18 protein-coding genes are annotated in these 19209 nt (G+C 57.8%); 13 read left to right on the forward strand and 5 right to left on the reverse strand.

Going from position 1 to position 19209, the window contains the following annotated elements:
- Positions 1–5 precede the first annotated feature (5 nt).
- The 3 genes from AC1RKC_RS13335 to panM form a co-directional block, all read right to left on the reverse strand.
- Complete coding sequence (locus tag AC1RKC_RS13335; RefSeq protein ID WP_242501611.1) at positions 6–2003, reverse strand: hypothetical protein; 1998 nt, start codon at positions 2001–2003, stop codon at positions 6–8.
- A 70-nt stretch (positions 2004–2073) separates the two neighbouring features.
- Positions 2074–3291 (reverse strand): DUF3142 domain-containing protein, encoded by a 1218-nt coding sequence (locus AC1RKC_RS13340; protein WP_493092558.1) that lies wholly within the window; start codon positions 3289–3291, stop codon positions 2074–2076.
- The gene (gene panM, locus AC1RKC_RS13345) at positions 3288–3680 is read right to left on the reverse strand and encodes an aspartate 1-decarboxylase autocleavage activator PanM (protein WP_046374715.1); all 393 of its coding nucleotides are present in this window, start codon (positions 3678–3680) and stop codon (positions 3288–3290) included. Before panM ends, AC1RKC_RS13340 begins: the two co-directional genes overlap by 4 nt.
- Before the next feature lie 406 nt (positions 3681–4086).
- On the opposite strand from panM, the gene AC1RKC_RS13350 reads away from it, so the two are divergent.
- The 12 genes from AC1RKC_RS13350 (at position 4087) to AC1RKC_RS13405 (ending at position 16878) form a co-directional block, all read left to right on the forward strand.
- The gene (locus AC1RKC_RS13350; protein ID WP_046374714.1) at positions 4087–5202 is read left to right on the forward strand and encodes a branched-chain amino acid ABC transporter substrate-binding protein; all 1116 of its coding nucleotides are present in this window, start codon (positions 4087–4089) and stop codon (positions 5200–5202) included.
- Positions 5203–5485: 283 nt separating this feature from the next.
- Positions 5486–6412, forward strand: coding sequence for a high-affinity branched-chain amino acid ABC transporter permease LivH (livH, locus tag AC1RKC_RS13355; RefSeq protein ID WP_115057973.1), 927 nt, complete (start codon positions 5486–5488; stop codon positions 6410–6412).
- On the forward strand, positions 6409–7692 hold the full coding sequence (locus AC1RKC_RS13360) for a high-affinity branched-chain amino acid ABC transporter permease LivM (protein ID WP_020824821.1): 1284 nt from the start codon (positions 6409–6411) through the stop codon (positions 7690–7692). Before livH ends, AC1RKC_RS13360 begins: the two co-directional genes overlap by 4 nt.
- Positions 7689–8456 (forward strand): high-affinity branched-chain amino acid ABC transporter ATP-binding protein LivG, encoded by a 768-nt coding sequence (gene livG / locus AC1RKC_RS13365; RefSeq protein ID WP_020824822.1) that lies wholly within the window; start codon positions 7689–7691, stop codon positions 8454–8456. The genes AC1RKC_RS13360 and livG overlap by 4 nt, the downstream gene beginning before the upstream one ends.
- A gap of 3 nt (positions 8457–8459) precedes the next feature.
- Entirely contained in the window at positions 8460–9161 is a 702-nt protein-coding gene (livF, locus tag AC1RKC_RS13370) for a high-affinity branched-chain amino acid ABC transporter ATP-binding protein LivF (protein ID WP_020824823.1), read from the forward strand.
- Positions 9162–9266: 105 nt separating this feature from the next.
- Positions 9267–10454 (forward strand): aminotransferase-like domain-containing protein, encoded by a 1188-nt coding sequence (locus tag AC1RKC_RS13375; protein ID WP_174573618.1) that lies wholly within the window; start codon positions 9267–9269, stop codon positions 10452–10454.
- Between the two features lie 315 nt (positions 10455–10769).
- The gene (gene ugpB / locus AC1RKC_RS13380) at positions 10770–12089 is read left to right on the forward strand and encodes a sn-glycerol-3-phosphate ABC transporter substrate-binding protein UgpB (protein WP_020824825.1); all 1320 of its coding nucleotides are present in this window, start codon (positions 10770–10772) and stop codon (positions 12087–12089) included.
- Between the two features lie 161 nt (positions 12090–12250).
- On the forward strand, positions 12251–13138 hold the full coding sequence (ugpA, locus tag AC1RKC_RS13385; RefSeq protein ID WP_041415156.1) for a sn-glycerol-3-phosphate ABC transporter permease UgpA: 888 nt from the start codon (positions 12251–12253) through the stop codon (positions 13136–13138).
- Positions 13135–13980, forward strand: a complete 846-nt coding sequence (ugpE, locus tag AC1RKC_RS13390) for a sn-glycerol-3-phosphate ABC transporter permease UgpE (RefSeq protein WP_020824827.1) — start codon at positions 13135–13137, stop codon at positions 13978–13980. The genes ugpA and ugpE overlap by 4 nt, the downstream gene beginning before the upstream one ends.
- 16 nt (positions 13981–13996) lie before the next feature.
- Complete coding sequence (locus AC1RKC_RS13395; RefSeq protein WP_048762267.1) at positions 13997–15073, forward strand: sn-glycerol-3-phosphate import ATP-binding protein UgpC; 1077 nt, start codon at positions 13997–13999, stop codon at positions 15071–15073.
- Positions 15070–15816, forward strand: coding sequence for a glycerophosphodiester phosphodiesterase (ugpQ, locus tag AC1RKC_RS13400; protein ID WP_048762269.1), 747 nt, complete (start codon positions 15070–15072; stop codon positions 15814–15816). Before AC1RKC_RS13395 ends, ugpQ begins: the two co-directional genes overlap by 4 nt.
- A gap of 105 nt (positions 15817–15921) precedes the next feature.
- Positions 15922–16878: an AEC family transporter gene (locus tag AC1RKC_RS13405; RefSeq protein ID WP_020824829.1), complete on the forward strand. Its 957-nt coding sequence runs from the start codon at positions 15922–15924 to the stop codon at positions 16876–16878.
- On the opposite strand, the gene AC1RKC_RS13410 is transcribed toward AC1RKC_RS13405, so the two are convergent.
- Positions 16859–17188 (reverse strand): hypothetical protein, encoded by a 330-nt coding sequence (locus AC1RKC_RS13410; protein WP_020824830.1) that lies wholly within the window; start codon positions 17186–17188, stop codon positions 16859–16861. The genes AC1RKC_RS13405 and AC1RKC_RS13410 overlap by 20 nt on opposite strands.
- Before the next feature lie 150 nt (positions 17189–17338).
- Here AC1RKC_RS13410 and AC1RKC_RS13415 point away from each other — a divergent pair, with 150 nt between their 5' ends.
- Positions 17339–18202 (forward strand): carboxylate/amino acid/amine transporter, encoded by an 864-nt coding sequence (locus AC1RKC_RS13415; protein ID WP_020824831.1) that lies wholly within the window; start codon positions 17339–17341, stop codon positions 18200–18202.
- Between the two features lie 32 nt (positions 18203–18234).
- Here AC1RKC_RS13415 and metR read toward each other — a convergent pair whose 3' ends face one another.
- Positions 18235–19185 (reverse strand): HTH-type transcriptional regulator MetR, encoded by a 951-nt coding sequence (gene metR, locus AC1RKC_RS13420; protein WP_020824832.1) that lies wholly within the window; start codon positions 19183–19185, stop codon positions 18235–18237.
- Between the last annotated feature and the right edge of the window lie 24 nt (positions 19186–19209).

Raw genomic sequence — 19209 nt, forward strand, 5'->3', positions numbered from 1 at the left:
CGACGTTATGGCGCGATCGCCGCAAAATCGGGTGCTGGACAGTCATAACCAAACTTGTTGGCCCAGGCATAGCGCGTCCCGTTATTGATATAGCGCTGATACAGCGCCCGGCCGGTTTTCGCGTCACGTTTAATCACCCAACCGGCGGCATTACACAACACGGCGGCATAGGCCTGGCTTTTTGGCGGCAGTAAGTCGGCGGCCTGCTGCGCCAGATCAACCGCCTGCCAGCGGTAGTGCAGGAAGCGATTATCCTGCGGCGGTAACGCCGCTTTGGCCCGTGCTGCCTCGGCACTGCTGATCCAGCTCTTATGCTTGAGCTCACGCGTATCAAAGGCATCCCCCAGATAGGAATAACCGGCGTCATAAATTGCATAGTCCGGTGTCATCTCATAACCCGTGAACACCAATCCCTGGCTGCGCAGCAGCGTTGCAGCCTGATAGTAGGCTTTGGCCCGCGCCAGCTTGTCTGCGGATTTATCCTGCGCCGTTTTCAGCGTATCGGCGTACTGTTGGGCAACCTGACGATAGTTCGGGATGTCAAAGTAGGCCATTGCTTCTTGAGGGCGTCCGGCGCGCATCAGTCGCCGCGCCAGCAGCTCGCGCAGTTGCACCTCCGGCGTAAGCGGCTGGCCGTTGTAGTCGTCGGGATTGACCGGTTTCAATGGCGTAGCTGGGGCCGGCACATGCTTATCAACAAAGCCTTTCAGTTCATCGATGGTCAGCACGCGTTCGGCCACGTCGGCGACGTCCGCCCAGTAAATATCTTTGCCGCGATAGAGGAAGTCCATTGCCTGCAGATAGTCGCCGCGATCCAGGGCCAGAATAGCCTGCTCCCCAGCCACCCGGCATTCGGGCACGATGGTTTCTGGCGTAAAGTCCGCATTACGCTGTTCGCCCCAGCTTTCATTGGAGGGGAATGCGGCCGCCGCTTTGGCGTAGTCTGCGGTAGCGGCTTTAACATCCCCGTCGCGCAGCGCCATTTTGGCGCGTAACCACCAGGCCAGGCCACTGTCGCCAGCGTGTTTCAGCAGGCTGGCCGCCATCGGGTATTGTCCTGCTCGGTAGGCCAGCGCCGCCAGCCGGTCGCTGCCGCTGAAACCGCTTTTCACCGAGGCGTCCAGCAGCGTCAGGATTTGGCTGATGATTTGTGCTGAGCGAGTGCCGGTGCCGTCCGTATCGGTCATTTGCAGATTACTGCTGCGGGCAAACAGCTCAATGGTGACCAGTTGTTGGATCAGCGGATCGGCGATTGTCTGCTTCAGAACATCGAAGTGATCCGGATTGACCAGGTAACTGGAGACGTACTGCAGCGACAGTGCCCCATTTTGGTCACCCTGTGCCGCCTGTTGAGCATATAACTTCGCTGCCTGGGTAACGTTGCCGAGCCAGAAATGAATGCGGGCCTGCTGCCCAAGGCTGCTCAGCGCCAGTTGATCTGGATCGGCAGTACCGCCTTTCACTTTATCAATCACCTGCTGGAAGGCCGCTAGCGCCTGCTCGAGCTGGGGCTTCGCGGGATGTTCGACTGCGATGCTCGAGCCGTCACCTTCGTTTTCCGGCGTGCCGTGATCGCCCATCAACAACCGGCCGAGTGAATACTGCGCCCTTAGCCCCCAGTCACCTTGATCTGCGGCAGGTAGCGCCAGAACCTGCTGGAAGTACTCGCTGGCGCGCGGATCTTTACCGGCGAAGGCCACTGCACCCAGTTGGTAAAGGCGGGCCGCGTCAGACAGCCCCTGGCTATTGACCGCATCGGCCTCTTCAACGGTTTTTGCCGCACGCATTTTCTCGATGATGATAGTTTCCGGCGACAGCGGCATCGGTTTCGGTGGCATCGCCGGTGGCGGTGCTTTCCACAACGGCAGCTGTTTATCCACTGCGACCAGACGCCCGGCTTCAAAGGCAAAGTTGCCTTCCGGCATATACAGCAGCGTGCCGTTGCGATCGACCAGTAAACGGTTAGGGAAATCCGGCCCGCAGGCGTAGCCATTAAGTGGCATCGCCAGCGCCGAGCCGATCAGGGCAGCCAGCGGAAGAGTTCGGCCGCGCAGAGTCCGTGTAGCGCGTGCATTACGGTGTGACAAGGGTGCCTCCTGGCGTCAGTTGTTGGCAGCGGATCCAGCCCAACGGCCGGGACTGCCCGGCGCGCAGCTGGTCACTGCGGGTAAGCACAAAGCGTAGTCGTTGAGGCTCGCTTTCCAGCCGGTAGTTGCCTGCCGCGTCCGCCGCCAGGCACTCGCTGGCGGTGATGACGATTTCGTGCGGCAGCGGTGCATCCACCGGCCCGTTATTTTGAATTATCAGATCATTCAGCCCATTTTGCAGCGCCTGAGGGCTAAATTTTACCTGCCAGCTGACGTCGAGCGGTTGCTTTTCTATTACCGCCCTCAGCGTAGCCAGTGACCAGGCGCGGCGATCGTCCTCCAGTGGCAAACGGAACCAGATCAGGCCCAGCAGGTGTGGTGTGGTCCGTGTGTTCAACTGGCGCAGAAAATCGGCCACCTGCTGCGGCGCGACCGTCAGCTCGCGCGAGGTACCCGCCACGCGTATGGAGGCTTCGCTTTCCACCTGCGCGCCTTGCGTATCGAACCCCACCAAACCCATACCATAGGCAGGCAGCGCCACCCGGAAAGGTCTTGGCGTGATTTGTGCGTACTGTTTTACCCACCGCAGTGCCAGCGGGGCAGCAAACAGGCCTTGTTCGGGCGACAGTACGGCATGCACCTGCAGCACGGAGCTGTCTGCCTGTTGCAAGACACCGGGCAGCGCAGCTGAGCCGACCCAGGCCGGCAATGCGGTAATGCCCAGTTGCAGTGAGGAGGGCAATTGCTGACGCAACTGCTGCAGGAAATGCTGATAGGCGGGCAGGCGCGCGGTAGCTGCGTCATGATCGATTTCAACGCCGATCACTTGCAGCCCGGCGGCTTGCCAGCGTTGCACCTGTTTTAGCAAACGTTGGCGAATCGCGACTTCATCCAGTTGCGTCAACTGCCCATCCAGACGGGCCACCAGCCACAGCGGGCGGCCATCTTGTTTCAGTAAGGGGAGATTGACCGTGATTTCCCGCCAGCCCTCACGCGGGTGCACTTGTAAACCCAGCACCCGCAGCGTAGGGAACAGATCGCGGCTTTGCCCTAGTGCGGCAGCATGCTGCGGCGTCCAAACGCGTTGCCAGACGTAGACCTGATTATCCCAGGTAGGTTGTATCCGCAGCGCCTGCTGGCGGCCGCCGAACCAGGCGATTAACGCCAGCACCAGCACCAACAGTGCGAGGAACCTGCGCTTCATCGTTGCCAGAGTTCGCCTTGCTGAGTGAAACCGCAGGCGCGCATAAAGTTATCCACCTCGCCCCGCTCGCGTGGGGTCAGACCGGCGGTCGAAAGCTGCCAATGCGTTATCTGCGGTAATTGACGCTGCATGTCCTGCACCAGATACAGCCCGACGCCGCGACGGCGCGTGACTTCACGCACCAGCAAATCCTGCAGTTGGGCACGTTCACCGTCCAGCTCGAGTTTCACCGCCCCCAACAGCCGCTCATTGAAGCGTGCGGCGAACAGCGCTTTATTGCCGTTTAACCCGCTTTGCCACTGTTCCGGCTGCTGATGCGGCCAAATTTTGCCAAGGTCGATAAGGTCTTGCTGGGACAGCGTGGTTAATCGCTCAATAGTCAGTTTCATGCAGGATTTCCGAACGGCTAATCGATGCCGACAGTGTAATAGATCTTGCACAGAGCGTTGTGTAAGTTTTTCTGTACGATTACTGCGCAAAATGTTTTTTGCAGGACGCATTTTCCGAGTAAATATGTAGTTAATCGATCGAGAACCAGCATAACGCGCTGTGCCTGATGCAAAACAGCGCAGATTTAATCCGGATTTTATGCTGTTTACACCGCTTGTTTCTGATTGTGTAAGTTGATTTGCAGCAGAAAATTCCTGTTTAATGGCATGAAAAATAAAGTCTTATTAGAAAATATTGCCACAGAAACACCTAAATCATTATTACTTATGAATAAAAGCAGTAAATAAGGGTTGGGTGTCGGCAAACACAACAGGTACGTTCACAACGACAGATGGGGATTTGCGGATGAAATTAACAAAAGGTAAGGCGCTGTTGGCGGGTTGTATCGCGATGGCTATCGGGCATGCGGCAATGGCGAAAGACATCAAGGTGGCGATCGTCGGGGCGATGTCCGGCCCGGTGGCGCAGTATGGCGATATGGAATTCACCGGCGCCCGTCAGGCGATTGCCGATATCAACGCCAAGGGCGGTATCAAGGGCGACAAACTGGTCGGCGTGGAATATGACGACGCCTGCGATCCAAAACAGGCGGTAGCCGTTGCCAACAAGGTAATCAATGACGGTATCCGCTATGTGATTGGCCACCTGTGCTCATCCTCGACGCAGCCGGCTTCCGACATCTATGAAGATGAAGGCGTAATCATGATCACCCCGGCGGCCACTAACGCCGATCTGACCACCCGTGGTTACAAAATGATCATGCGTACCACCGGCCTGGATTCCGATCAGGGGCCGACGGCGGCGAAATACATCCTCAGCGAGATCAAACCCAAGCGCATTGCCGTGGTTCACGACAAGCAGCAGTATGGCGAAGGCCTGGCGCGCTCGGTGCGCGACAGCCTGAAAAAGCAGGGCACCGACGTGGTGATGTTTGAAGGTATCACCGCTGGCGATAAAGATTTCTCCACCCTGGTGGCACGCCTGAAGAAAGAAAACGTCGATTTCGTTTACTTTGGCGGTTACTACCCGGAAATGGGCCAGATCCTGCGTCAGGCTAAACAGGCCGGTTTGACCACCCGCTTTATGGGGCCGGAAGGCGTGGGCAACTCCTCACTGTCCAATATCGCCGGTGCCGCCTCTGAAGGCATGCTGGTGACCCTGCCTAAACGTTACGATCAGGTCCCTGCCAACAAACCTGTTGTAGATGCGCTTAAAGCCAAAAAGCTGGATCCAACCGGGCCGTTCGTCTGGACCACTTACGCGGCGCTGCAATCTCTGACTGCCGGGATGGAGCGCAGCGGCAGCCAGGAACCGGCCGACATCGTCAAGGACCTGAAAACCGGCAAGCCGGTGGACACCGTGATGGGGCCGTTGAGCTGGGATGACAAAGGCGATCTTAAAGGCTTCGAGTTCGGCGTGTTCGAATGGCATGCTGACGGCACTTCAACGCCGATTAAATAATATACCCGTCGTCTTTCACGTTGCAGCGTTGTTGGCTTCACGGGTGCACCCCAGTCACTTAGTTTACTAAGCTCCTGGGGATTTACCCGCTTGCCGCCTAGCTGCAACGCGAAATCCATTGGGTATAAGCGTTTTTAATGATTGTCATTTCAGGTTTGCTTTACCCAAAATAAATTGAAGTTGCATCAAGGCGGCAAGGGAACGATTCGGGTGAATGAGTGCAGCCAACACAAATGCAGCTTCAAGTGTGATGGGTATAGAAAGCACAGCCAAGGGTTAGAGTATGTCTGAGCAGGTTCTCTATTTTCTGCAGCAAATGTTCAACGGCGTCACGTTGGGCAGCACCTATGCATTGATCGCCATCGGTTACACCATGGTCTACGGCATCATCGGCATGATCAACTTCGCCCACGGCGAGGTGTATATGATCGGCAGCTATGTCTCCTTTATTGTTATCGCCGCCCTGATGATGATCGGCATCGACGTCGGTTGGCTGCTGATTGGCGCGGCTTTCCTGGTATCGATCGTGATCGCCAGCGCTTACGGCTGGAGCATCGAGCGGGTGGCCTACAAGCCGGTACGCAACTCCAAACGCCTGATCGCGCTGATTTCCGCCATAGGGATGTCGATATTCCTGCAAAACTACGTCAGTCTGACCCAGGGCTCGCGCGACCTGGCGTTGCCAAGCCTGGTCACCGGGCAATGGGTTCTGGGGGAAAGCAACGGCTTTGCCGCCACCATCAGCACCATGCAGCTGATTATCTGGATAGTCACTTTCCTGGCGATGCTGGCGTTGACGATGTTTATTCGTTATTCACGTATGGGCCGCGCCTGCCGCGCCTGTGCGGAGGATTTGAAGATGGCCAGCCTGCTGGGCATCAATACCGACCGGGTTATCTCGCTGACCTTTGTGATCGGTGCGGTGATGGCGGCGGTCGCCGGCGTACTGCTCGGGCAATTCTACGGAGTGATTAACCCCTATATCGGCTTTATGGCCGGCATGAAGGCCTTCACCGCGGCGGTGTTGGGCGGCATCGGCAGCATCCCCGGCGCGATGATTGGCGGCCTGGTATTGGGGGTGGCAGAGGCGTTGACTTCGGCTTACCTGAGTACCGAATATAAAGACGTGGTGTCGTTCGCGCTGCTGATTGTGGTGCTGCTGATCATGCCTACCGGCATCCTTGGGCGTCCGGAGGTTGAGAAGGTATGAAACTCAATTTGCTCAACGCGCTGATCGCCACCCTGGTGCTGTTTGTGATGGCTTCATTCCTGATGGGCATGCAGCTGAGCCTGGACGGTACCAAACTGGTGGTGCACGGCGCAGCGGAAGTGCGCTGGATGTGGATCGGCATCGGCTGCGTCATCGTGTTTTTCTTCCAACTGCTGCGCCCGCTGATGCAGCACGGGCTGAAAAAAATCTCCGGCCCGGCCTGGGTATTACCGAGCTTCGATGGCACGACTGCCCGGCAGAAGCTGTTGGCCGCAGCGATCATTATCGCCGCGGTTGCCTGGCCATTTCTGGTCTCACGCGGCTCGGTGGATATCGCCACGCTGACGTTGATCTATGTGATGTTGGGCCTCGGCCTGAACGTGGTGGTGGGGCTGTCCGGTTTGCTGGTATTGGGCTACGGCGGTTTCTATGCGATTGGCGCTTACACTTACGCACTGCTGAACCATTATTACGGCCTGGGTTTCTGGGAGAGCCTGCCGCTGGCGGGTATGGTCACCGCCCTCTTTGGTTTTCTGCTCGGGTTCCCGGTGCTGCGCCTGCGCGGCGATTATCTGGCGATTGTCACGCTGGGGTTCGGTGAGATCGTGCGCATCCTGTTGTTGAACAATACCGAGATCACCGGCGGGCCGAACGGCATCAGCCAGATCCCGAAACCGACCTTTTTCGGCCTGGAGTTCAACCGCAGCGCGCGTGACGGCGGCTGGGATACCTTCCATAACTTCTTTGGCCTGAAATATGATCCGAGCGATCGCATTGTCTTTTTGTACCTGGTGGCGTTGTTGCTGGTGGTGCTGACGCTGTTTGTGATCAACCGCCTGCTGCGCATGCCGCTGGGCCGTGCCTGGGAAGCCTTGCGCGAAGATGAAATCGCTTGCCGTTCGCTGGGGCTTAATCCGACCAGAATCAAACTGACCGCTTTTACCATCAGCGCCGCCTTCGCCGGTTTTGCCGGCACGCTGTTCGCTGCGCGCCAGGGCTTCGTCAGCCCGGAATCCTTCACCTTTGTCGAGTCGGCCTTCGTGTTGGCGATCGTGGTCTTGGGCGGCATGGGATCGCAGTTCGCGGTGATCCTGGCGGCGATCCTGCTGGTGGTGTCGCGCGAACTGATGCGTGACCTGAACGAATACAGCATGCTGTTGCTGGGTGCCTTAATGGTATTGATGATGATTTGGCGGCCGCAGGGGCTGCTGCCGATGAAGCGGCCACAGCTAAAACTGAAGGCGGCGGATATGCAAGCAGGCAAGGGGGAGCAAGTATGAGCATGCAACCTTTGCTGAAGGTCGAAGGGCTGTCGATGCGTTTCGGCGGCCTGCTGGCGGTCAATAACGTGGCGCTGACGCTCAACGAGGGCGAGATTGTCTCGCTGATCGGCCCGAACGGTGCCGGAAAAACCACGGTGTTTAACTGCCTGACCGGCTTTTACCGTCCGACCAGCGGCACCATCAAACTGCGTGAGCGCCATCTGGAAGGGTTGCCCGGCCAGGCCATCGCCCGGATGGGCGTGGTGCGGACTTTCCAGCACGTACGGCTGTTTCGCGAGATGACGGTGATCGAAAACCTGTTGGTCGCACAGCATCAGCATCTGAAAAGCGGCGTGTTCGCCGGGCTGCTGAAAACGCCGGCCTTCCGCCGTGCCGAAGCCGATGCGCTGGAGCGTGCCTCGGTTTGGCTGCAACGGGTGGGCCTGTTGGAGATGGCGAACCGTTCGGCGGGTAATCTGGCTTACGGCCAGCAACGGCGGCTGGAGATTGCGCGCTGCATGGTCACCCGGCCGGAATTACTGATGCTGGACGAGCCGGCGGCGGGCCTGAACCCAAAGGAAACCGACGAGCTGGATCACCTGATCGTCGAATTGCGCAATCAGCATAAGGTGTCGGTGCTGCTGATCGAGCACGACATGAAACTGGTGATGGGCATCTCCGATCGTATCTACGTGGTGAACCAGGGCACGCCGTTGGCGCAGGGCACCCCGGCAGAAATCCGTAACAACCCGGACGTGATCCGGGCCTATCTGGGCGAATAATTTATGTTGTCATTTAATCAGGTATCCGCCCATTACGGCAAAATTCAGGCGCTGCATCAGGTTAGCCTGAACATAAAGCAGGGCGAGATTGTCACTCTGATCGGCGCTAACGGCGCCGGTAAAACCACGCTGCTCGGCACGCTGTGCGGTGAACCCCGCGCCAGCGAAGGCAGCATCACCTTTCTCGATCAGGACATTACCCAGTGGCAGACGTCGCGCATCATGCGCGAAGCGGTGGCGATCGTGCCGGAAGGCCGGCGGGTATTCTCGCGCATGACGGTGGAAGAGAACCTGGCGATGGGCGGTTTCTTTGCCGACCGTCACCAATATCAACAGCGCATCGAAAGGGTGTTTGGCCTGTTTCCGCGCCTGCTGGAACGCCGTACACAACGCTCGGGCACCATGTCCGGCGGTGAGCAACAGATGTTGGCGATAGGCCGTGCACTGATGAGCCAGCCGAAGCTGCTGTTGCTCGACGAGCCCTCTCTGGGGCTGGCGCCGATCATCATTCAGCAGATTTTTGACATCATTCAGCAGCTGCGTGAAGAGGGCATGACCATCTTCCTGGTCGAACAAAACGCCAATCAGGCGCTGAAATTGGCAGATCGCGGTTATGTACTGGAAAACGGGCGCGTGGTGTTGGAAGATACGGGGGCCGAATTGTTAGCAAACGAAGCAGTTAGGTCGGCGTATCTGGGCGGTTGAAATACCCGTCGAAGCGGTAGGGGGCGAATATCTTCGCCCCGAGCGACTCGGGCGCAGCGTATCGGACCCCTACAACATTTTTAACGATTACGAGAAGAATAAGAAATGAACACAGAAGGGTTACTCGCGCAGCGCATCGTAAAAGTAAAAAGCTCGGCAATCCGTGAATTGCTCAAGCACAGTAAGATGGAAAACGTCATTTCGCTGGCGGGCGGCATCCCCTCTGATGCCCTGTTTGATTTCGAAGGGCTGAGCATCGCCACTCATCAGGCGATCACCGAACAGCCGAAAAGCGCTTTTCAGTACGGTCTGACCGAAGGCAGCCCGGTGCTGCGTGAACGCATCTGCGAGCTGTGTGCCGAACGCGGCGTCACCGCCACCGCCGATGAAGTGATGGTCACGGCCGGCTCCCAGCAGGCGCTGGATCTGGTGATGCGCGCCATTGTGAACCCGGGCGACGTGTTCGTGGTGGAACGTCCGACCTACCTGGCGGCGTTGCAGACGCTGGAACTGGCGGAAGCCAACATCATGTCGGTATCGTCCGACAGCGATGGCATGGTGGTCGAAGAACTGGCCGAGCTGTTGAAAACGCAGCGCATCAAGGGCGTGTATGTGGTGCCGAACTTCGGCAACCCAAGCGGCATTACCCTGAGCGCCCCGCGTCGCGAACTGTTGGTCAAGCTGGCGGCCGAGCACAATTTCCTGATCATCGAGGATGATCCGTACGGCGAACTGCGTTTTACCGAAGAGCGTAACGCGACGCTGCACCAGGTTTCGCAGCAGGTGCTGGGCCATACCGATAACATTATCTATACCTCGACCTTCTCCAAGATCCTGGCTCCGGGGTTGCGTTTGGGCTGGGCTATACTGCCGCCGTTTTTGCTGCATAAAGTGGCAATCATCAAGCAGGCGGCGGATCTGCATGCCAGCGCATTGTCGCAGAGCATCGTAGAGTGTTACCTGGGGCTGGATCGCCTGCCGGCGCAGATCGAAAAGATCCGCGCGGCTTACAAACAAAAGGGTGAGATCCTGGCCGGGCTGGTGGAAAAAGAGCTGGGTGACCATATCAACTTCGATATGCCGAAAGGCGGCATGTTCCTGTGGGCGCGTTTCCGTCAGCCGTTCAACGCCACCGAATGGCTGAAAACCACCCTGCAGCAGGGCGTGGTGTTTGTGCCGGGAGAATACTTCTTCTCAGACAATCCGGACCGTTCTACCTTCCGCCTGTCGTTCGCCACCGCCACTGAACAGCAAATGCAGGAAGCGGTTGCCCGCCTGCGCCGTTCACTGTGATCCTCACGGCGGCGGGGATCTTTCCCCGTCGCCGACATCAAACCGCAATCTGCACTTCACTCTTCCGTCATATGGCTGTCATCTAACGGTTATTTTTCTGTCATCCGAGCATGGCATGTTAGCTTCCGAACAAAAAACTGATTCTTTTCGCTCACGCGCTTATTGCCCCAAAAGATTTCACGTAGCAGCAAGGCGGTGACCGCCAGAATCCTCAGGAGTTTACATATAGGTAAATGACTGAGGTGATGGCGGGAAACCAACACGGCTGCGGCGTGAAAGATGCAGGGGATACACCAGCTTTTTCAGGAGTTAGGCATGCTCACCTACGCTATTCGCAAAACCACGCTGTGCGTCGCGTTGACCCTGGCGGTCAGCACTCAGGCACTGGCGGCGACCGAGATCCCGTTCTGGCACTCGATGGAGGGCGAACTGGGTAAAGAAGTGGATTCCCTGGCGGACCGCTTTAACCAGTCGCACACCGACGTCAAAATTGTTCCGGTTTACAAAGGCAACTACGAACAGAGCCTGGCAGCGGGCATCGCGGCCTACCGCTCCGGTAAAGCGCCGGCGATCCTGCAGGTGTATGAAGTGGGTACGGCCACCATGATGGCCAGCAAGGCGATCAAGCCGGTGTACGAAGTGTTTAAAGACGCGGGCATCAGCTTTGACGAATCGGTATTCGTGCCTACGGTGTCCGGTTACTACACCGACAACAAAAGCGGACACCTGCTGTCGCAGCCGTTCAACAGCTCCACCCCGGTGCTGTATTACAACAAAGATGCCTTCAAGAAAGCCGGTTTGAACCCAGACCAGCCGCCAAAAACCTGGCAGGAGCTGGCGGCGGACACCGCCAAACTGCGTGAAGCCGGCATGAAATGCGGCTATGCCAGCGGTTGGCAGGGTTGGATCCAACTGGAGAACTTCAGTGCCTGGCACGGCGTGCCATTCGCCACGGAGAACAATGGTTTTGGGGGCGCGAGCGCCAAGCTGGAGTTCAACAAGCCGTTGCAGGTCAAGCATATCCAACTGCTGGAAGAGATGAACAAAAAAGGTGACTTCACCTATTTCGGCCGTAAAGACGAATCCACCGAGAAGTTCTACAGCGGTGACTGTGCGATTACCACCGCTTCATCCGGCTCGCTGGCGGACATCAAGCATTACGCCAAATTCAACTATGGCGTGGGCATGATGCCGTATGACGCCGATGCCAAAAATGCACCGCAGAACGCCATTATCGGGGGCGCCAGCCTGTGGGTGATGAACGGTAAAGATGCCGCCACCTATAAAGGCGTAGCCGAGTTCCTGCAGTATCTGGCACAGCCGGAAATCGCCGCCGAGTGGCACCAGAAGACCGGTTATCTGCCGATCACCACCGCAGCGTACGACCTGACCAAACAACAGGGGTTCTATGACAAGAACCCAGGGGCGGACGTGGCGACGCGTCAAATGCTGAACAAGCCGCCATTGCCGTTCACCAAGGGGCTGCGTTTGGGCAATATGCCGCAGATTCGCACCGTCGTGGATGAAGAGCTGGAGGGCGTGTGGACCGGTAAGAAAACGCCACAGCAGGCATTGGATGCCGCCGTACAGCGCGGTGATGTGTTGCTGCGTCGCTTCGAGTCTCAGACTAAGTAATAGCGGCTACTGCGCTTTGCCATTCTGGGATTGGGCAGTGCTCGCTCTCCTCATGGACTTTATGTCCACTCCGGGAGCTGTGCGCTGTCCGCACCCAGACTGGCTTTGCTCGCGACGCCCTGCTCGAGTCACCCGTTTTTTGTCTTCATGAGTCCCTAATGATGAGTTCACATCGTCCCGGTTTCGGCTGCAGTTGGCTGCCCTATGTTTTGGTGCTGCCGCAGTTGCTGATCACCGCAATATTCTTTCTGTGGCCCGCCGGCGAGGCGCTGTGGTATTCGGTGCAAAGCCTCGACCCGTTTGGCCTGTCCAGCCAGTTTGTCGGGTTGGACAACTTTACCCAACTGTTCCACGACCCTTACTACCTGGACTCGTTTTACACCACGCTGATTTTCAGTTTCCTGGTGGCGGGTATCGGGCTGGTCGTGTCGCTGTTCTTCGCCGCGTTAGTGGATTACGTGCTGCGCGGCAGCCGGATCTACCAGACGCTGATGATCCTGCCTTACGCCGTGGCGCCCGCGGTGGCGGCGGTGCTGTGGATTTTCCTGTTCAACCCCGGCCTGGGGTTGATTACCCATTTCCTCAATGGACTGGGCTACAGCTGGAACCACGCGCAAAACAGCGGGCAGGCGATGTTCCTGGTGGTGTTGGCCTCGGTATGGCAGCAAATCAGCTATAACTTCCTGTTTTTCTTGGCCGCGTTGCAGTCAATTCCCCGCTCTCTGGTTGAGGCGGCGGCCATTGACGGTGCCGGCCCGGTGCGGCGTTTCTTCAATCTGGTGCTGCCGTTAATCACGCCGGTGAGCTTCTTCCTGCTGGTGGTGAATCTGGTGTACGCCTTCTTCGATACCTTCCCGGTGATCGATGCTGCGACCGGCGGCGGACCGGTACAGTCCACCACCACGCTGATCTACAAGATTTACCGTGAAGGCTTTGCCGGTCTGGATCTGTCCAGCTCCGCGGCACAGTCGGTGATCCTGATGTTGCTGGTGATTGGCCTGACGGTGATCCAGTTCCGTTTTGTCGAACGTAAGGTGCGTTACCAATGATTGAGAACCGACGCGGGCTGGACATTTTCAGCCACGTAATGCTGATTATCGGCGTGCTGGTGGTGCTGTTCCCGCTGTACGTGGCCTTTGTGGCGGCTACGCTGGACGACAAACAGGTGTTTCAGGTGCCGATGACCCTGATCCCCGGCGGTCATCTGTGGGAAAACATCAGCAATATTTGGCAGGGTGGCGTGGGCAACCTTAAGGTGCCGTTTTCGCTGCTGCTGCTGAACAGCGTGGTGATGGCGCTGGCCATCACCTTCGGCAAGATTGTGGTGTCGGTGTTGTCCGCCTATGCCATCGTTTATTTCCGTTTCCCGCTGCGCAGCCTGTTCTTCTGGCTGATATTCCTCACCCTGATGTTGCCGGTTGAGGTGCGTATTTTCCCGACGGTGGAGGTTATCTCCAACCTCAACCTGCTGGACAGCTACACCGGCCTGACGTTGCCGCTGATGGCGTCGGCGACCGCCACCTTCCTGCTGCGCCAGTTCTTTATGACGTTACCGGACGAACTGCTGGAAGCGGCGCGGATTGACGGCGCCGGCCCGATGCGTTTTTTCTGGGATATCGTGTTGCCGCTGTCGAAGACCAATCTGGCGGCGCTGTTTGTCATCACCTTTATCTACGGCTGGAACCAGTACCTGTGGCCGATTCTGATCACCAGCGATGCCTCGATGGGCACCGCAGTGGCGGGTATCAAGAGCATGATCTCCACCTCCGGCGCGCCGACTCAGTGGAATCAGGTGATGGCGGCGATGATTCTGACTTTAATTCCACCGCTGACGGTGGTTCTTCTGATGCAGCGTTGGTTTGTACGCGGCCTGGTTGATAGCGAAAAGTAACGAGAGAAATTTTCACATGGCAGGTTTAAAACTACAGGCAGTCACCAAGTCTTACGACGGTAAAACGCCGGTGATCAAGCAAATTGACCTCGACGTGGCGGACGGCGAATTTATCGTGATGGTCGGCCCGTCCGGCTGCGGTAAATCGACGCTGTTGCGCATGGTGGCCGGGCTGGAACGCACCACCAGCGGCGATATTTATATCGACAGTCAACGCGTAACGGATATGGAGCCGAAAGATCGCGGTATCGCGATGGTGTTCCAGAACTATGCGCTGTATCCGCACATGAGCGTATACGACAACATGGCCTATGGCCTGAAAATTCGCGGCTTCGGCAAACAGCATATTCAACAGCGGGTGGAGGAAGCCGCGCGCATTTTAGAGCTGGAGCCGTTGTTGCAACGCAAGCCGCGCGAGCTTTCCGGCGGCCAACGTCAACGGGTGGCGATGGGGCGCGCTATCGTGCGCGAGCCGGCGGTATTCCTGTTTGATGAACCGCTGTCGAATCTGGATGCCAAGCTGCGCGTCCAAATGCGCCTGGAACTGCAACAACTGCATCGCCGGCTGAAAACCACCAGCCTGTATGTGACCCACGATCAGGTAGAGGCGATGACGTTGGCACAGCGGGTGATCGTCATGAACAAAGGCGTGGCAGAGCAAATTGGCACCCCCAGTGAGGTCTATCAGCGCCCGGCGTCGCTGTTCGTCGCCAGCTTTATCGGTTCGCCGGCGATGAACCTATTGCCCGGCACGTTGAGCGCCGACGGCAGCCAACTGCAACTGGCAGAGGGGATGACACTGAATTTACCGCAACCCAAGGCGCAGTGGGGCGGCCGCCGGTTGACGCTTGGCATCCGCCCGGAACATCTTCAACTGACCACCGCCGAGCAAGGGGGCGTGCCCCTGGCGCTGCAAACGCTGGAGTTATTGGGCGCAGATAACCTGGCGCATGGGCAGTGGGGCGGTCACGGCGTGATTGCGCGTTTGTCGCATGAAACTATGCCGACGGCGGGCAGCACGCTATATTTGCAGTTGCCTGCACAGGCGCTGCACTTTTTTGATACCGATAGCGGATTACGGATGGAATCATGACCACAGCCTGGCCTTACCCTCACATTGTCGCCCACCGCGGCGGCGGTTCTCTGGCACCGGAAAATACCCTGGCGGCGATCGACGTCGGCGCACGCCACGGTCATAAAATGATTGAGTTCGACGCCAAGCTGGCGCAGGACGGGCAAATATTTCTGTTGCACGACGATACCCTGGATCGCACCAGCAACGGCTGGGGCGTGGCGGGTGAGCTGCCGTGGGACAAGCTGGTACAGCTGGATGCCGGCAACTGGTATAACTCCGCTTACAAGGGCGAACGTTTACCGTTGTTGGCCGAAGTGGCGGAGCGCTGTCAGCAGCACGGCATGATGGCGAACATTGAAATCAAGCCTACCACCGGCAGCGATGATGAAACCGGTCGTGTCGTGGCGCTAGCCGCACGTTTGCTGTGGCAGGGGCAGACCGATCCGCTGCTCTCTTCTTTCTCGATTGAGGCGCTTGAGGCGGCGCAGCGTACGGTGCCGGAACTCCCGCGCGGCCTGTTGCTGGATCAGTGGGACGACAACTGGCAGGCGTTGACCGAACGATTGGGCTGCGTTTCGTTGCACATCAACCATAAAGAACTGACGGCCGAACGGGTGTCGGCGCTGAAAGCGGCAGGGCTGCGCATCCTGGTTTATACCGTTAACCAGCCGGCGCGTGCGCGCTTGTTGTTGAACTGGGGCGTTGACTGCATTTGCACTGACCGGATAGATTTGATCGGCCCGGACTTTCCCAACGCGTGATCCCGTTGCCATGGACGCAGTTTGCTGCGTCCGTGAGAAAGTCGTCGGCGCCTGTTGAATTTTGCGACGTCAGTCCTTTGCCGCCGCGCTAACGGAAGGGATGTGATGTCTGTTTTTATGGGTTCGTTATGGCATCAAATAGCGCTGTCTTTGCCGCTATTTGTGCTGATCGTGTTGGGATATGGGCTTATCCGCTGGGGTAAATGGCCAGCGACCATCACCGACGGTTTAACGCGTTTTGTCTTCTCTTTGGCTCTCCCCGCCATGTTGTTCCGCATGATGTGCGACTTTTCGCAGCGTCCAGCGGTAGATGCCCGCCTGTTGATCGCCTTTTTCGGCAGTTGCCTGATTGTGTTCGTGATCGGTCGCATCACCGCGCGTCGGGTGTTTAAACTGGATGGAGTGGCGGGATCGGTTTTCGCGTTGGGTGGAATTTTCTCCAATAACGTGATGCTGGGCCTGCCCATCGCCAGCGTCATGCTTGGCGAGGCGGCAATCCCATCGGTGGCCTTGGTGTTGGTGTTTAACGGCCTGATCCTCTGGACGCTGGTGACTATCTCCATCGAATGGGCGCGCAATGGTTCGCCGACGCTGCAGGGCTTTATCAAAACGGCGCGTAGCGTGCTGACCAACCCGCTGATTATCGGCATTCTTTCCGGCACGCTGTTCAGCCTGACCGGCTTGCCGCTGCCGACGTTTGTCGACCAGCCGGTCAGCATGCTTGGTCAGGTTGCCGCACCGCTGTCGCTGGTAGTGCTGGGTATGGGGCTGGCGGAGTATCGCATCAGCGAAGGCTGGCGCCTCAGCAGCGGCATCTGTTTCCTCAAGCTGATTGTTCAACCGCTGATCATCTGGCTACTGGCCTGGATGATGGACCTGCCGCCGATGGAAACCCGGGTGGTGGTGTTGCTGGGTTCGATGGCGGTCGGGGTCAATGTTTACCTGATGTCACGCCAGTTCAACGTATTGACCGGGCCTGCCGCCACCAGCCTGGTGATGTCCACCGTGCTGGCAGCAGTGACTACGCCATTGATCCTGACCATCATGGGCGTGCGGGGCTAGCCGGCAGCGGTGCCTGGGGGACTGCAGGTGCTGTGCGGTTAAATGGGCTGCGCGGCTGGTTGCCGTTGGGTAACAACTTCCCACCGTTTGGCGCCGTTTGCTGCAGTTGTTGCTGGTTATTATCGAACTGCCGCTGCTGTTGCAGGCGGCGCTGATCCAGCTGCTGATTATTCAACATACGCTGTTGCTGCGCCTGTTGAGTGCGTTGGTTGAGAAACTGCTGTTGCGAGCTGAGCTCGGTGACGCCGTTGGCCGCGGTGGCCAATCCGGACAGCAGCAACAGGCCATAGAGCAGATGATAACTTTTCATGATGTTCTCCTCGTCTTTTATTAAGCCTAACCCAGCGGTGCAAATTTGCTGAAAGTTTGTATTTTGCTCAGATGTAAACCTTCTTTTCGCTACACCCCTTTCTGCCTTCCGTTACAATCGCCCTTTCTGAATCTTTAGGGTGAACCCATCGTGCTGCTTCTGGTGATTACTACCATCCTGTGGGCATTTTCTTTCAGCCTGATTGGCGAATACCTGGCGGGCCAGGTCGACAGCTGGTTCTCGGTGCTGATGCGCATCGGCCTGGCGGCGGCGGTGTTCCTGCCTTTCCTGCGCTGGCGCAACATCAAGCCAAAAGTGATCCTGTTGTACATGCTGGTGGGGGCTTGCCAGCTTGGCATCATGTATCTGTTCAGCTTCCGCGCGTACATGTACCTGACGGTGCCGGAATTCCTGCTGTTTACCGTGCTGACGCCGCTGTACGTTACGCTGATTTATGACTTGATCAGTGGACAGCGCCTGCGCTGGGGTTATGTGTTCAGTGCGCTATTGGCGGTGCTGGGCGCTGCGATTATTCGATATCATCAATTGAGCGAGCATTTTTGGTGGGGGCTGTTGCTGGTGCAGGCGGCGAACATCAGCTTTGCCATCGGCATGGTCGGTTACAAACGGTTGATGGAAGTGCACCCGCTGCCGCAACACACCGCATTTTCCTGGTTCTATCTGGGGGCCTTGGTCGTGGCGGTGGTCGCCTGGTGCCTGTGGGGCAATCCGCAGCAGCTGCCAACCACTAACCTGCAGTGGGGCATTTTGGTCTGGCTGGGCGTAGTGGCTTCCGGGCTGGGTTATTTCATGTGGAACTACGGCGCAACGCAGGTGGATGCCGGTACTTTGGGCATCATGAATAACATGCATGTGCCGGCAGGACTGTTGGTTAATCTGGCCATCTGGCAGCAACAGCCGCATTGGCCAAGTTTCATTATCGGCGGGGCGGTGATTGTCGCTTCGCTGTGGGTGCATCGCCGTTGGGTGGCGCCTAAAATAGTCAGCAAATAAACGGGCAGCCCAAGCGCGAGCTGCCCTGATATTTAGGGTTGCGAAGCCAGCGGTTTGACGCTGGCGACACCGGCGCTTGGGCGTGCAGCATCACGCACGAATGGCAGATGGTTGCAGGCATGTTGCCGAGCCGAGCGGATAAAGGCTTCGGTGACGGCCTGGCGCTGTTCACCGTCGCGTACCGCCGCGTACAGGCGGCTCCAAAGCCCATCCCCCAGGGTTTTGGTCACCACTAACCCCTGGCGTTCAAAACTTTCCACCACCCAGTGCGGCAACGCCGCGATCCCCATGCGGGCCGATACCATCTGGATCAGCAACAGGGTGTTATCCACGTTTTTCAGCGCCGGGCTGATGCCTGCGGGCTGCAGGAAATGGCGCCAGATATCCAGTCTCTGACGCTGTACCGGGTAAATCATCAGCGTTTCGTCAATCAAATCTTCAGGCTCAATGTGCAGCTTGCTGGCCAATGGATGATCCGGCGCCAGCACCAGGCGTACTTCGAAATCAAACATCGGTGAATAGTGCAGCCCACTGCGCGGCAGAATGTCGGAGGTCAGCACCAGATCCAGTTCACCCTGTTGCAGCGCCGGCTGCGGATCAAAGGTCACGCCGGATTTGAAGTCCATGATCACCTGTGGCCAACTCTGACGGAAGTTATCCAGCGCGGGCGTCAGCCATTGAATGCAGCTGTGGCATTCAATGGCGATGCGCAACGTGGCCTGATGAGGTTCGTGACACGCCTGTAGCGCGTGCTGGATTTGCGGCAGTACCTGTTCTGCCAACTGCAACAGGATCTCTCCCTGCGCGGTAAAGCGCAGCGGCTGGCTTTTGCGAACGAACAGCTTGAAGCCCAGACGCTGCTCCAGATCGCTGAACTGATGCGACAGAGCAGACTGTGTCTGATGGAGTTGGGCCGCCGCGGCCGCCAGCGAGCCGGTATTGCGCAGCGCCTGCAGCGTCCGTAAGTGTTTCAGTTCGATCATGAGAGTCCTTCACAGTGACAGTGA

Source organism: Serratia sp. GW822-FHT06E05 (assembly GCF_058799445.1).